Raw genomic sequence first — 13708 nt, 5'->3', positions numbered from 1 at the left:
CTTCCCGAGACCACCCGTAGACCGGTCGGGCTTTCTGTGCGACATACTGGACTGATCCTCGTAAATCACCTGCCCGAAAGGCCCGCATGGACACCTCACAGGTCCCCAACGAGTTCGTGGTGGTCGGCATCGTTGCCGCCGTCATCGTCGTTCTCCTCATCGCGTTCTTCATCCTCATCGGCGGCATCAAGGTCGCCAAGCCCGACGAGGCGATCATCGTCACGTCGCGCCAGAAGGTCACCAAGCCGGGCGTCGAGGCCGGTGAGAATGCCGGACAGCGCGTCGTCTTCGGATCCCGCGTCTTCGTCAAGCCGATCGTCGAGGCCCACTTCAAGCTGAGCCTGCGGAGCAGGCAGCTCAACGTACAGGCCACCGCCCAGACCCGCGACGCGATCACCATCAAGGTGAACGCCGTCGCCGTCGTCAAGGTCGGCGGCTCGGAGTCGATGGTGCGCGCCGCCGCCCAACGATTCCTCAACCAGCAGGATCAGATCGAGACATCCACAGAAGAGGTCTTGAGCGGTTCGGTGCGTTCCATCGTCGGCCAGCTCACGGTGACCGAGATCATCACGAACCGTTCCGCGCTGCAGGGCCAGGTGCTCGAGGCCGTGCGTGAATCGCTCGACGTGCAGGGCCTGCAGATCGACACGCTGCAGATCAAGGAGATCGACGACGACAACGGCTACATCCGCGACCTCGGTCGTGCCGAGGCCGCCCGCGTGAAGCAGGTCGCCGAGATCGCCGAGTCGGTCTCGCGCCAGGCCTCGGAGGAGGCACGCATTTCGGCCGACCAGGCCGTCGCGGAACAGCAGCGCAAGCTCGACCTGCGCAACGCAGAGATCCAGAAAGAGACCGACAAGGCGCGCGCCGAGGCGGCAGCCGCCCGCCCGCTCGCCGAGTCGATCGCCCAGCAGGGCGTCATCGCCCAGGACGAGATCAACGCCGCGTCCCGCGTGGGCCTGCGCAAGCAGGAGCTCGACGCCGAGATCCGCGCCGTCGCCGACGCCGAGTCGTACGCGGTGCAGAAGAACGCCGAGGCGACCGCCGCCGCGGCCGTCGCGGCGGCGAACTCGAACCGTGACGCGCGCAAGGCGAGCTCCGAGGCCGTCGAGGCCGAGGGTCTGGCCGAGCGCAACCGCCGTCGCAGCGCCGCCGAGGCCACCGAGGCCGAGGGTGTCGCCGAGAAGAACCGTCGTATAGCTGCGGCGGAGGCACTGCGCGCCGAGGGCGAGGCCGAGGCCAACTCGATCCGCGTCAAGGGCGCCGCCGAGGCCGAGGCCACCCGCGCCAAGGCCGACGCACTCGAGGAACGCGCCGACGACCTGCTGCGCCAGCAGGTCATCGGCCAGCTGCCCGACATCGTGCGAGCGGCGTCGGAACCGCTCGCCGCCATCAACAACATGACGGTCATCTCGTCCGACGGCAGCGGCACCGAGCAGGTGGGCCAGAACGTGGCGACCCAGCTCGCCACCGCGACCCAGATCGTGCGCGACCTCACCGGCATCGACATCGCCGAGATCGTCACGGGCCGCGCGACCGGAACCGCGGCTGGCGCGGCACTCGCCGGTCAGCAGGCGCAGGCGCGGACGCCCAAGGTTCGCACCACCCCGCCCACGGCCTGACCGGACAACGAAAAGCCCGGCATCCGCGACGAGCGGGTGCCGGGCTTTTCGTGTGTCGTGACTAGCCGAGTGCGTCGGCGATCTTCGGAACCAGGTTCTCGATCGAGTACTTCGCGGCAAGGGTCGTGCCGAGTGAGTACGCCGCCGAGATGTCGCCGTCGATCACAACGGAGTGTCCGGCCGCGACCGCGGGGATGGCCGCGAACAGCGGGTCCTCGGTGATCTCGGTGGTGGGGATGAAGATCGGGAAGGCGACGATCAGGTCGGCGTCGAGCAGGTCGAGCTGCTCGCCCGAGATGTCGACCGAGAAGCCCGTCGAGTTCGCGGGCAGGGCGGCGATCTCGGGGGACTGCACGAAGCCGAGACGCTCGAGGAAGGTCACGCGTTCGCTGCCCTCGATGTAGGCGCCCCAGCCCTCGCTGGTCTTCGTCGCGGCGGAGACCGTGAGGCCCTCCCACTCGGGGTGTGCCGCGGCGGCCTCTTCGTAGGTGGCGTCGACCTCGGCGAGAAGCTCGTCGCCCTTCTCCTGCAGGCCGAGCGCGCTCGAGACGAGGTCCAACTGCTCCTCCATGGTGGTGAGGTAGCTGGTCTTGCCCTCGGGAACGCCGACCGTCGTGGCGATCGACGACAGCTTGTCGTAGCGCTCCTGGTCGCCCGAGCTCTTCGTGTCGAGGATCAGGTCGGGCTCGAGGGCCGCGATCGCCTCGTACGACGGCTCGAGCGTCTCGATGATCTCGGGGGCGGTGTCGTAGAGGCCCTCGGCCCACGGGCCGACCCCTTCTCCGCCGAAGCTGAGCCAGTCGGAGGCGCCGACCGGCTGCACTCCGAGGGCGAGCGCGGTCTCCGCGTCGCCCCAACCCAGGGCGACGATGCGCACCGGCTTCTCCTCGACCGTGACGTCACCGAACTCGGTCGACACGGTGACGGGGAATGCCTCACTCGATGCGCCGGAGTTCGACGGACCCTCGTCGGTCGAGGCGGTGCCGCCGGAGCAGGCGGTGAGGGCGAGGGCGGCGACGGCGATCGCGGCCACGCCTGCGGACTTGAATCTCATGCGGTGATGAGCCTTCCTGATAGTGCCGGGCGCGCGGATCCGCGGGCGTCGGAACGGAGGTGGTCGCACCGGTCCAGCCGGTGCACATGCAAGGGTAGCCTAAGCTAAGACCAAATGGCCGCCCAGAAATCCGTGACCGCACCCGCGCGGGTGCGCACAGCGCCGACCCGCGCGGCCGGTCTGGCGGTGGCCGTCGTGCTTCTCGTGATAGCGGTCGCGGCGAGCATCGCGATCGGCTCGCGCGAGATTCCGCTGGACGTGATCTGGCAGACGCTCACGGGCCGGACCGCCGCCACGTCGAACGACGCGATCGTGGTTCTCGACTCGCGGCTGCCGCGCACCTGCATCGCCATCGTCGCGGGGCTCGCCCTGAGCGTGGCCGGCGCCCTCACCCAGGCGGTGACGCGCAACCCGCTGGCCGACCCCGGCATCCTCGGCGTGACCTCCGGCGCGGCCTTCGCGGTGGCGATCGCGGTCGGCGTGCTCGGCATCGCGACCGTGCAGGGCTACCTCTGGTTCGCCTTCAGCGGCGCTCTCCTGGCGACGGTGGTCGTCTACGTGATCGGGTCGATCGGCCGGGAGGGCGCGAGCCCGGTGCGCCTCACCCTCACCGGAGTGGCGCTCGGCGCGGTACTGAGCGGCATCGTCTCGGCCATGCTGCTCGCCGATCCGGAGGGATTCGCCGCCATGCGGGCGTGGGAGTCCGGCTCGCTCGAGGGCCGCGGCTGGGACGGATTCGTGCCGGTGCTGCCCTTCGTCGCCGTGGGCTGCGTGCTCGCCTTCCTCATCTCCCGCTCCCTCAACGCGATCTCGTTGGGCGACGACCTGGCCTCCTCCCTCGGCGCCCGGGTGCGGTTGACCCGCACCCTCGCGATCGTCGCGGTGAGCCTGCTCGCCGGGGGAGCGACCGCGATAGCCGGGCCGATCGCCTTCGTCGGCCTCATGGTGCCGCACGTCGCGCGCTGGATGGTCGGCCCCGACCAGCGCTGGATCGTCGCCTACTCGATCGTGCTCGGCCCGATCCTGCTGCTCGTCGCCGACGTCGTCGGCCGGGTCGTGCTGCGCCCCGGCGAGCTGCCGGCCGGCATCGTGACCGCCTGCATCGGGGCACCCGTGCTCATCGCCCTGGTGCGCCGCCAGAAGGCGTTCGGCCTGTGAGCGCCGTGACGGACGCGGCCGCCGAGAATGTGCCGACCCCGGATGCGGCCAGCGCGCAGACGGCCGCCGCCAAGGCCCGCAGGTCCGCGTCATCCGTTCGTCTTCCCCTGCTCGGCACCCTCGTCGCGAAACGGCAGTTCGCCGTGGTCGGCGCGCTCTCGGCCGCGCTGCTGGCGCTCTCGCTGCTCGCCCTCGGAACCGGCGACTACCCGCTGAGCGTCGGCGAGGTGGTCACCGCCATGTTCGCCACCGACGGCGGGTTCGCCACCACGATCGTGCTCGAGTGGCGGCTTCCGCGCGTGCTCGTCGCCCTCGTCTTCGGCGCGGCCCTCGCCCTGTCGGGGGCGATCTTCCAGTCGCTCACCCGCAACCCGCTCGGCTCGCCCGACATCATCGGTTTCGCCACCGGCTCGTACACCGGGGCGCTCATCGTGATCACGCTCGTGGGCGACACCTACCTGTCGACGGCGGGCGGCGCGATCGCGGGCGGCCTCGCCAGCGCGCTCGTCGTGTACCTGCTGGCCTACCGGCGCGGCATCCAGGGCTTCCGGCTCATCATCGTGGGCATCGCCGTGACGGCGATCCTGCACGCCTTCAACACCTGGCTGCTGCTGCGCGCCCAGGTCGAGGTGGCGATGGCGGCGTCGATCTGGGGCGCCGGGTCGATCTCGCTCGTCGGCTGGGAGCAGGCGCTGCCCGCCTTCGGTGTGCTCGCGGTGCTCGGCGTGCTCGTGCTGGTGCTCAGCGGTGGACTCCGCCAGCTCGAGCTCGGCGACGACGCCGCGAAGGCGCACGGCATGCGGGTCGAGCCCGCCCGGCTCGCGTTGCTCGTCGTGGGGGTGGCGCTCATCGCCGTCGTCACGGCGAGCTCCGGCCCGATCGCCTTCGTCGCGTTGGCCGCACCGCAGATCGCCAGCCGCCTGACCAGGAGCGCGGGGGTGCCGCTCGTCGCGAGCGCCCTGACCGGCGCGCTGCTGCTGCTCGCCGCCGACTTCGTGGCCCAGCACCTGCTGCCGGCCGCCGTGCCGGTCGGCATGGTCACCGTCGTGATCGGCGGGCTCTACCTCATCGGCCTCCTCATCAGCCAGGCAAGGAAACAGACATGACCGCACCCCGACTGCACGCCGACGGTGTGACTCTCGCCTACGACCAGCGGGTCATCTCGCGCGACCTCTCGGCCGAGATCCCCGACGGCTCGTTCACCGTGATCGTCGGCCCGAACGCGTGCGGCAAGTCGACCCTGCTGCGGGCCTTCGCGCGTCTGCTCAAGCCCGGCGCCGGCAGCGTCGTGCTCGACGGCAAGGCGATCGACCGCTACAAGCCGAAGGAGGTCGCGCGCGCGATCGGGCTGCTGCCGCAGACCTCGGTGGCCCCCGAGGGCATCACCGTCGCCGACCTCGTCGCCCGCGGCCGCTACCCGCACCAGAACCTCATCCGGCAGTGGTCGGCGACCGACGAGGCCGCGCTCTGGGCGGCCATGGAGGCGACGAGCGTCGAGTCGCTCGCCGCGCGTCAGCTCGACGAGCTCTCCGGCGGACAGCGCCAACGCGTCTGGGTCGCGATGGCGCTCGCCCAGCAGACCCCGATCCTGCTGCTCGACGAACCGACGACCTACCTCGACATCGCCCACCAGATCGACCTGCTCGACCTGTTCGCGAACCTGCACCGCGCCGGCAACACGATCGTGGCCGTGCTGCACGACCTCAACCACGCGGCGCGGTACGCCTCGCACCTCATCGTGATGAAAGACGGCGAGATCGTCACGACGGGTGCGCCCCGCGACGTGGTGACCGCCGAGCTCGTCGACGACGTGTTCGGCCTCTCCTGCCTGGTGATCGACGATCCCGTGTCGCATACCCCGCTCGTGATCCCGAAGAGCGGACAGTGGCAGGACTGAAAGCGAGGCGAGCCCGACGGGGTAGGGCAGGATGGGCAGTATGAAGTGGCCAACCAGCGAACTGCACATCCACATCGAGGGCACGATCGAGTCCGAGTTCCTCGTCGCCGCGGCCCGCCGCAACGACGTCGCCCTGCCGAGCTACGATCCCGCCGAGCTCTCGGCGCGCTACGTCTTCGCCGACCTGCAGTCCTTCCTCGACGTGCACTACTCGAACCTGAAGGTGCTGCGCACCGAGCGCGACTTCCACGACCTCGCCCTCGGCTATCTCACCCGGTCGGCTGCGGGCGGCGTGCGGCGGGCCGAGTTCTTCTTCGACCCGCAGACGCACATCAACAACGGCGTCGACCTCGCCGTCGTCTTCGCCGGCCTCACGTCGGCCGTGCAGGAGGCCCGCGCAGACCTCGGCATCTCCGCCGACATCCTGTTGTCGTTTCTGCGGGACCTGGGGCCGGATGCCGCGGAGGAAACCCTCCGCGCGGCGCTGCCCTTCCGCGACCAGTTCATCGGAGTCGCGCTCGACTCGACCGAGCTGGGCTACCCGCCGTCGCTGTTCACGGAGGTCTACGCCATGGCCGCCGCCGAGGGCCTGCACCGCGTCGCCCACGCGGGCGAGGAGGGCGGCCCCGACTACGTCTGGGAGGCCCTCGACCTGCTCGGCGTCGAGCGCATCGACCACGGCAACCGCGCCCTCGAGGATCCCGCGCTGGTCGCCCGGCTGCGTGACGAGCGCATCCCGCTCACCGTCTGCCCGCTGTCGAACGTCGCGCTGCGCACCGCCCCGCCCGAACTGAAGGACCACCCGCTGCGCCGCATGCTCGACGAGGGCCTGCTCGTCACCATCTCCAGCGACGACCCCGCCTACTTCGGCGGCTACGTCGACGACAACTTCGCCGCTATCGAGCGCGAGATGGGGCTCGCGCCCGTCGAGCTCGCGACGCTCGCGGCCAACTCGTTCGTCGCCTCGTTCATCAGCGACGAGGAGCGGTCGGGCTACATTTCCGAGGTCGCCGAGGCGCTCGCCACCGCCGAAAGCCTGGCGTCGACCAAGCAGCTGGGGGAGTAGCGCCTACGGTCGTTGCGCCGACGTTGCCGGATCCACGCGGTCCAGCCGCGCGATCCGCGCGCGGGCCGCGACCTCCGAGGTCGACTCGGTACCCAGAACGGCGCCGACGAACCGCAGCACTAGGCCGGTGGCGAACACGACGGGCAGCGGCGACCGCTTGAGCCCGAGCATCTCCCGGTACTCGCGCGGGATCGACGCGACGGCCCCCGCGAACAGCACGCGGTAGGCGGGCAGCATCGACTTCCGCAGCGGCGGGTGGCGGATGAACCGCACCGCCTCGGCGACACGCTCGTCGCTCTTCAGGGTGCCGGCGGCCCGGAAGGCGTCGAGCTGCGCCCGCAGTTCCGCCTCCGAGCGCGGAGGCGACTGCACTCCGACGAGCTCCCCGGCCCGTGCCCACTCGCGCACGTAGGCGTCCGCGCCGCCCGGGATCGGTCCGCCCCACAGTTCGTGGCACGAGAGGAACGCGTCGGTGAAGACCACGTGCACCCAGGCCAGCAGCTCGGGGTCGCCCGCGGCGTACGGACGGGGCACGCCGCGCGCATCCGAATATTCGCCGACGACGCGATCATGGAAGCGACCGACTCTGGATGACTCGGCCACCGCCACGGCGGTGTCCGCGAAGGTCACCGTGACGAGCCATTGGATCGTGCCGGAGAGCCGACCGAGGGGGTCCTCGCGGTAGCGCGACCAGTCGTGCACGCCCGCCATCGCGCCGGGGTGCAGGGTCTGCATCAGCAGCGCGCGGATGCCGGCGACGAGCGTCGGGATGCCGCCGTGCACGGCCCACGCCGCCGAGCCCTCGCCGAAGAATCCCGCGTCGTCGCCGTCGGCGATCCTGTCGACCCAGCGCGGTTTGCCGTCACTGCTGCCGGAGAACGTGGTGAGCAGGTGGGAACGCCAGGTCGCGACGTTGCGGTCGACCGCCGCCCTGATGCGAACGACGGGGCCGCGCGCGATCGGGCCTGTCACGAGTAGTCGGCACCCGGCCAGCCGGCTTGGCGGTACTCGAACTCGGTGGAGCTGTCGGTGCTCGCGCCGCCGTCGACGAGTTCCCAGAGCATCTCTTCGCCCTCGTTGTCGCCGGAGACCGGGCGGACGAAGCTCTTCTGGGGCAGGCCGCCGATGAATTCCAGCTCGATGCTCTCGGTGCCGTCGCTGCCGACGAGTTGGGCCGTGTAGGTGGAGTCGCTCATTCTTCGACGATACGTCGCGGGGCGGGTGCTGACTAGGGGCTCGGGTGTTCGCCCAGCAACCTGTCGATATCGCGGCGATCCTTCTTGGTCGGCCGCCCCGCACCGCGGTCGCGTACCGCCGTGAGCACCCGCTCTTCGCGCGGCGGCGGCGGGGGAGTGAGGTCGTCGAAGCACTCGGCGGCGACGGCCGCGCTCACGCGCTTCACGATGAGCCTGCGCGCGACGAGGATGCGTTCGCCCTCACCCGTGCGCACCCGCACCTCGTCGCCGATACGCACCGGCTGCGCGGCCTTCGCGCGCTCGTCGTTCACGCGCACGTGACCGGCCTTGCTCGCGGCGGTCGCGGCCGACCGGGTCTTGAGCACCCGGACCGCCCAGATCCAGCTGTCGACGCGCACCGAGCCGGGAGCCGTGATGTTGCTCACGGCTACGCCCGCTTCGCGGCGGCCTCGCGGGCTTTGCGTTCCTTGCGTTCCTTCTCGGCCACCGCGGCGACCGCGGGGGTGGGGGCCGTTCCGCCGAGACGGGCGGGCTGCCACCAGGCGCCCGTGCCATCGGTGGGGTAGCGCTCCTGCAGCGAGTGAACGAGCGCCTGGAGGGTGTGCTGCAGCTGGGCGGTTACGGCGGCCGCGTCATCCGTCTTGCTCGGAAGAACGGGATCACCGATCGCGAAGCCGATGGGCACACCGAACTTCTGGCGCAGGGTCGACCCCGCCGCCTTGGTGAGCAGGCGCTGGCCGCCCCACACCGCGACGGGGATGACCGGAACCCCGGCCTCGGCGGCCATGCGGATCGCGCCCGACTTGAGTTCGCGCACCTCGAACGACGCGCTCACGCCGCCCTCGGGGAAGATGCCGAGCATCTCGCCGTCGCGCAGCGCCTGCACGGCCAAGCGGTAGGCGTCGGCTCCGGCCTTCATGTCGACGGGGATGTGACGCATGCCGCGCAGCAGCATTCCGACGCCCGGCTTGTCGAACGCACCTTTGGTGGCGAGGAAGCGCACGTGGCGGCGGTTGCGCATCCACACGACCCACTCGGTGAGGGCGAAGTCCAGGTAGCCGAAGTGCGTGATCGCGAGTACGGCGCCGCCGGTTTCCGGGAGGTGGTGCGCGCCCGTCACCGTCGGTTTCACACCGAGCAGACCGAACAGGGTGCGCCCGGCACCGATCGCCACTCCGTAGATGGGGTCCGCCCCGCGCCTCGTCATGGGTTCAGGATACGGCCTGCGCCGCGGGCGTTGCCCGGCCGGCGAACCCCCGCTATTATCGCGGCGAGTTTGCCGACCAAGTTAGGTCTGCCATACTTAGGCGATGCTTACTTCCAGCGAGACGACCGTCGCCCGACCGTCGGCAGTCCCGGATTCCCGTCCCGCGTACCGGCCCTTCCGGGTGCGCGTGTCGCGGGTCACCCCGTTCAGCGAGCACTTCGTGCGTGTCACCTTCACCGGGGACGACCTCGACACCTTCGGCACCCTCGGACTCGACCAGCGCATCAACCTCGTCTTCCCGCTCGACGGAATCGGCCTCAGCGACTGCGGCTGGGACGACGCGCAGCCGATGGTCGACGGCCACTGGTACTCGAAGTGGCGGGCGCTGCCCAACGAGGTGCGAAACCCGCTGCGGGTGTACACGGTGCGGGCGATCCGGCCGCAGGAGCGGCAGCTCGACGTGGACTTCGTGGTGCACGGCGACGGCCCGGCGGCGCGCTGGCTCGCGGGCGTGACGGTGGGCGCCGAGCTCATCGTCATCGGCCCCGACGCCCTCAGCCAATCGTCGAACGCCGGAAGCGACTGGCACCCCGGAGCGGCACGGAATCTTCTGCTCGTCGGAGACGCCACGGCCGCGCCGGCAATCGCCTCCATCCTCGAATCGCTGCCGCCCGAACGCGCGGCCCATGCCATCATCGAGATCCCGGATGCCGCGGACCGCTTCGAGATCCGGCACTCGGCGCGGGTCACGGTCGACTGGATCTCGCGAGACGACGCCGCCCCCGGGGGCCGCCTGCTCCCCGCCGTGCGCGACTGGGTGGCCGCCCGCCACGACATCGTCGATACGACGCTCGCGTCGTCGGCGCAGACCGTCGTCGAGTCGACCGATCCCGACGCCATCCTCTGGGACGTGCCCGAGGCGCCCGAGGGCGCGGCACTCTACGCCTGGGTGGCGGGGGAGGCCGGCGCGATCACGAGCATCCGCCGCTACCTCGTGCGCGACGTGGGCATCGACCGCGGGCAGGTGGCCTTCATGGGCTACTGGCGCAACGGCCGGTCGAACGACTAGCGGCCAGTTCGCCCAGCCGCTATTCCGACTGACCGCGGCTAGTTCGCGACCGCGAGGTCCGACTTCCAGCGCACGAGCGAGCGCACAGTGTCGGACGGGTCGTCGGCGAGCCGGTCCATCACGTCGGCGGGAACGAAGAAGTTGACCGCGAGCCAGCCGCGCACGCTCTCCGACTCGTCGTCGGCGAGGGAACGCAGGATGTCGCAGGGCACCGACTCGTTGCGGGCGAGGCACGCGCGCACGCCGGCGTCGGCATCGTGGGCGAGAGTCTCGAACAGGTCCTCCGGCGCGTGGTAGCTGCTCGCCACACTCTCCCGGATCTTCGGGTTGGCGTGCGTCGCGAGCAGTCGCAGCCGCGCGATCTTCGACTCGGTGACGGCGGGCGCCGGATGCAGCGCGGCCGCCTCCTCCGCGGTGAGCATGACGGGGGCGTGGTCGCGCATGGCCTGGCGCTGCGCCGGGGTGTTGAATCGGATGCAGGACATGGTGCAACGCTACCCGTCCGTCGCCGCGGCACGCGGAGCGACCCTCCGGCGACGAGGCCGCCGTGACTAGACTCCTGTCTTGTGACAGCCGACGACGCCCCCGTGGTCAGTTCCAGGGTGCTCACGGTGCCGAACATCCTGAGCTTCGTGCGGCTGGCGATGGTTCCGGTGTTCCTCGTGCTCATCCTTCGCGGCGACGACGCGCTCGCACTGCTCGTGCTCGTCATCTCCAGCGTCACCGACTACCTCGACGGCGTGATCGCCCGCAGGTTCAACCAGATCACGCGCCTCGGCCAGCTGCTCGACCCGGCCGCCGACCGGTTGTTCATCTTCGCCGCTCTCGTCGGGCTCACGGTGCGCGGGATCCTGCCCTGGTGGCTCCTCATCGCGATCGTGGCGCGCGATGTCATGCTGCTCGCCCTCGGCGTCGTGCTGGCGAACCGCGGATACGGCCCGTTGCCGGTGCACCACCTCGGCAAAGTGGCCACATTCTGCCTGTTCTACGCGCTGCCGATCATCATGATCGCGCACGCGTTCCCCGATACCGCGCCCGTCGCGGTGCCGCTGGGGTTCGCGTTCGCGCTCTGGGGAGCGTTCCTCTACTGGTGGGCGGGGGCCGTCTATCTGCGCGAGACGGTGCGGCTTTCCCGGCTTCACTAACAGCCGCGGATTCTTTCGCCTCGGAAGGGTGCCCGTATCCGTTACGCTGGACAATCAGCAAGGCCGGTCAAGCGGTTAGTTCTAGTCGGCTGGCTAGCTAGGTGCTTGGCCAGTATGGGAGGTTCACGATGACTGATTCCGAGATTCCGGACCGACCTGACGTGAATCGCCCCGGCGACGACGTCGCTGGCGAGAACCCGACCCCAGATGCCCCCAGAGCGCAAGAGGAAAAAGCCAACGTGCCCCAGGAAAATGACACGACGCTGACATTCGGCAACGAATTCGGCGCGCAGCTTGCCGCTCTCGAGGGAGAGGTATCGGCCGAAGAGCAGGAAGCCATCGCGGCCCTGCCCTCCGGGTCCGCCCTCCTCATCGTGCGCCGCGGTCCGACCGCTGGCGCCCGCTTCCTGCTCGACGCCGACGTTACGACCGCCGGCCGACACCCCGAGGCCGACATCTTCCTCGACGACGTCACCGTCTCCCGTCGCCACGCGCAGTTCCTGCGTCACGGCACCCGCTTCGAGGTGAAAGACCTCGGTTCGCTCAACGGCACCTACCTCAACGGAGAACGCATCGCCACCGAGGCGCTCGGCGACCGGTCCGAGGTCCAGGTGGGCAAGTTCCGCCTCACGTTCTACGCGTCGCGCGTCGACCTCGCCACCGCGGCCGGAAAATAGTGGCTCGAGCAGCCGCCCAGGCCGGTGTGCCTGGGGGTTCGGGTCTGTTGAGCATCGGGCAGGTGCTCGCCAAGCTCAACCCTGATTTTCCCGATCTCACGCCCTCGAAGCTCCGGTTTCTCGAGGAGCGCCAGCTGATCACCCCCGCGCGTACCGACTCCGGCTACCGCAAGTTCTCCACCAGCGACATGGACCGCCTGCGGTTCGTGCTCAGCATGCAGCGTGACCACTATCTGCCGCTCAAGGTCATCCGCGGCTACCTCGACGAACTCGACGCGGGCCGCCAGCCCGAGCTTCCCGGGGGAGCCGTGCAGGCGCCGTCGATGCTCAGCGCGGAACGCCGCCTGACGCGCGACGAACTCGTGCGCGAGGCCGGGGCGAACCCGATGCTGCTCAACGACGCGGTGTCGGCGTCTCTCATCGTCGCGGCCGACACGTTCGGCGAAGACGTGCTCGCCGTTCTCAAGTCCTTGGTCGAGCTGCAGCGCTCCGGAATCGAGCCGCGGCACCTGCGCGGTTTCCGTGCCGCCGCCGAACGCGAGCTCGGCCTGATCGAGAACGCGCTCATGCCCGTCGCGCGTCGAAAAGACGCATCCAGTCGCGCAAAAGCGGCCGAAATGGCCCGCGAAATCGCGAGCCAGCTCGAAATCGTTCGCAGCAGTCTCATCCGGTCTGCCCTCACCCGACTCGATTCGTAGTACCGTCGAATATCAGCACGTGCGACACGCCGGGCAGTTTCTCCGGATGTGCGGCACGAGCGTCGTGTGTCTCGGTACCGTGGGGTTCGACAACATTAAGCGTCAACTTCACGATGAAGGTTAAGAGGACAGAGCCATGAGTGAACTCAGCCGTAGCGAGGCATCCCGCTACGACCTCGGCCTCCTCTTCACCGACGGAATGCCCGACCACGACGACGCCACCGGTTACCGCGGCGCGGTCGCTGCCCGTGCGGCCGGCATCAGCTACCGCCAGCTCGACTACTGGGCCCGCACCGACCTCGTCGTCCCCACCGTGCGCGGGGCGGCCGGAAGCGGCTCACAGCGCCTCTACGGCTTCCGCGACATCCTCGTTCTCAAGCTCGTCAAGCGCCTCCTCGACACCGGCATCTCCCTCCAGCAGATCCGCATCGCCGTGAACCAGCTGCGTGAATCGGGCATCAACGACCTGGCCCAGACCACGCTGATGAGCGACGGCGCCAGCGTCTACCTGTGCACGAGCAACGACGAGGTCATCGACCTCGTCAGCCGCGGCCAGGGCGTCTTCGGCATCGCCGTGGGCAAGGTTCTACGCGAGGTCGAGACCAGCCTCATCGAGCTCGACTCGGTCGCTGCCGAAGACCCCGCAGACGAACTGGCCAAGCGCCGCGTCAGCAAGGCGAGCTAGCTCCAGACTCAGACAGAAAAAACCCCGGCTCCGAAGAGTCGGGGTTTTCTTGTGTCCGGATGTCGCGGGTGCGCGTAAACCCTACGACACCGTCCTCCTTCGCAGGCTCAGTCGGCGCTGGGACGGCGGCGCCTCCGGCACGCGCCTGCTAAACGCTGGCGCGTTTGCCTAAGCTCCACCGCGCGACTCGCTGTAGTCGCCGATCTTCGCCGTGCGCATGATGCGGTCGAGCAG

General features: G+C 69.9%; 16 protein-coding genes. 10 read left to right on the top strand and 6 right to left on the bottom strand.

Annotated features, from left to right (window positions below; translation table 11 throughout):
* Positions 1-86: 86 nt before the first annotated feature.
* Positions 87-1622, top strand: a complete 1536-nt coding sequence (locus ACLQ6X_RS03235) for an SPFH domain-containing protein (protein ID WP_411698731.1) — start codon at positions 87-89, stop codon at positions 1620-1622.
* Between the two features lie 61 nt (positions 1623-1683).
* Here ACLQ6X_RS03235 and ACLQ6X_RS03230 read toward each other — a convergent pair whose 3' ends face one another.
* A complete protein-coding gene (locus ACLQ6X_RS03230) occupies positions 1684-2676 on the bottom strand; it encodes an iron-siderophore ABC transporter substrate-binding protein (protein ID WP_411698730.1) in 993 nt (330 codons plus the stop codon).
* A 114-nt stretch (positions 2677-2790) separates the two neighbouring features.
* Between ACLQ6X_RS03230 and ACLQ6X_RS03225 the strand changes: the two genes are divergently transcribed.
* From ACLQ6X_RS03225 to ACLQ6X_RS03210, 4 genes are read left to right on the top strand one after another with little or no spacing between them, the layout of a single operon-like run.
* The gene (locus ACLQ6X_RS03225) at positions 2791-3834 is read left to right on the top strand and encodes a FecCD family ABC transporter permease (RefSeq protein ID WP_411698729.1); all 1044 of its coding nucleotides are present in this window, start codon (positions 2791-2793) and stop codon (positions 3832-3834) included.
* A gap of 5 nt (positions 3835-3839) precedes the next feature.
* Complete coding sequence (locus tag ACLQ6X_RS03220; RefSeq protein WP_411698734.1) at positions 3840-4940, top strand: FecCD family ABC transporter permease; 1101 nt, start codon at positions 3840-3842, stop codon at positions 4938-4940.
* Positions 4937-5731 carry an ABC transporter ATP-binding protein gene (locus ACLQ6X_RS03215; protein WP_411698728.1) on the top strand — a complete coding sequence of 265 codons (795 nt, stop codon included), beginning with the start codon at positions 4937-4939 and terminating at the stop codon, positions 5729-5731. Before ACLQ6X_RS03220 ends, ACLQ6X_RS03215 begins: the two co-directional genes overlap by 4 nt.
* A gap of 40 nt (positions 5732-5771) precedes the next feature.
* Positions 5772-6797, top strand: coding sequence for an adenosine deaminase (locus tag ACLQ6X_RS03210; RefSeq protein ID WP_411698727.1), 1026 nt, complete (start codon positions 5772-5774; stop codon positions 6795-6797).
* 3 nt (positions 6798-6800) lie between these two features.
* On the opposite strand, the gene ACLQ6X_RS03205 is transcribed toward ACLQ6X_RS03210, so the two are convergent.
* From ACLQ6X_RS03205 to ACLQ6X_RS03190, 4 genes are read right to left on the bottom strand one after another with little or no spacing between them, the layout of a single operon-like run.
* A complete protein-coding gene (locus ACLQ6X_RS03205; RefSeq protein WP_411698733.1) occupies positions 6801-7733 on the bottom strand; it encodes an oxygenase MpaB family protein in 933 nt (310 codons plus the stop codon).
* Positions 7734-7765: 32 nt separating this feature from the next.
* Complete coding sequence (locus tag ACLQ6X_RS03200) at positions 7766-7993, bottom strand: hypothetical protein (RefSeq protein WP_411698726.1); 228 nt, start codon at positions 7991-7993, stop codon at positions 7766-7768.
* Between the two features lie 32 nt (positions 7994-8025).
* Entirely contained in the window at positions 8026-8418 is a 393-nt protein-coding gene (locus tag ACLQ6X_RS03195; RefSeq protein WP_411698725.1) for an RNA-binding S4 domain-containing protein, read from the bottom strand.
* 2 nt (positions 8419-8420) lie between these two features.
* Positions 8421-9200, bottom strand: coding sequence for a lysophospholipid acyltransferase family protein (locus ACLQ6X_RS03190; RefSeq protein ID WP_411698724.1), 780 nt, complete (start codon positions 9198-9200; stop codon positions 8421-8423).
* Between the two features lie 103 nt (positions 9201-9303).
* Between ACLQ6X_RS03190 and ACLQ6X_RS03185 the strand changes: the two genes are divergently transcribed.
* Positions 9304-10269: a siderophore-interacting protein gene (locus ACLQ6X_RS03185; RefSeq protein ID WP_411698723.1), complete on the top strand. Its 966-nt coding sequence runs from the start codon at positions 9304-9306 to the stop codon at positions 10267-10269.
* 38 nt (positions 10270-10307) lie between these two features.
* Here ACLQ6X_RS03185 and ACLQ6X_RS03180 read toward each other — a convergent pair whose 3' ends face one another.
* Positions 10308-10754 carry a hypothetical protein gene (locus ACLQ6X_RS03180; RefSeq protein ID WP_411698722.1) on the bottom strand — a complete coding sequence of 149 codons (447 nt, stop codon included), beginning with the start codon at positions 10752-10754 and terminating at the stop codon, positions 10308-10310.
* Positions 10755-10835: 81 nt separating this feature from the next.
* Here ACLQ6X_RS03180 and ACLQ6X_RS03175 point away from each other — a divergent pair, with 81 nt between their 5' ends.
* The 4 genes from ACLQ6X_RS03175 to ACLQ6X_RS03160 all read left to right on the top strand — a co-directional run bounded on the left by ACLQ6X_RS03175 (position 10836) and on the right by ACLQ6X_RS03160 (position 13474).
* Entirely contained in the window at positions 10836-11414 is a 579-nt protein-coding gene (locus tag ACLQ6X_RS03175; RefSeq protein WP_411698721.1) for a CDP-alcohol phosphatidyltransferase family protein, read from the top strand.
* Between the two features lie 143 nt (positions 11415-11557).
* Positions 11558-12091: an FHA domain-containing protein gene (locus tag ACLQ6X_RS03170; protein WP_411698732.1), complete on the top strand. Its 534-nt coding sequence runs from the start codon at positions 11558-11560 to the stop codon at positions 12089-12091.
* Positions 12091-12789: a MerR family transcriptional regulator gene (locus ACLQ6X_RS03165; RefSeq protein WP_411698720.1), complete on the top strand. Its 699-nt coding sequence runs from the start codon at positions 12091-12093 to the stop codon at positions 12787-12789. Before ACLQ6X_RS03170 ends, ACLQ6X_RS03165 begins: the two co-directional genes overlap by 1 nt.
* Positions 12790-12925: 136 nt before the next feature.
* On the top strand, positions 12926-13474 hold the full coding sequence (locus tag ACLQ6X_RS03160; protein WP_188509185.1) for a MerR family transcriptional regulator: 549 nt from the start codon (positions 12926-12928) through the stop codon (positions 13472-13474).
* Positions 13475-13708: the final 234 nt, after the last annotated feature.

Origin of the sequence: Conyzicola sp., from assembly GCF_046714715.1 — a bacterium.
Taxonomy (GTDB): domain Bacteria; phylum Actinomycetota; class Actinomycetes; order Actinomycetales; family Microbacteriaceae; genus Conyzicola.
This window is presented reverse-complemented; position numbering and strand designations above follow the sequence as displayed.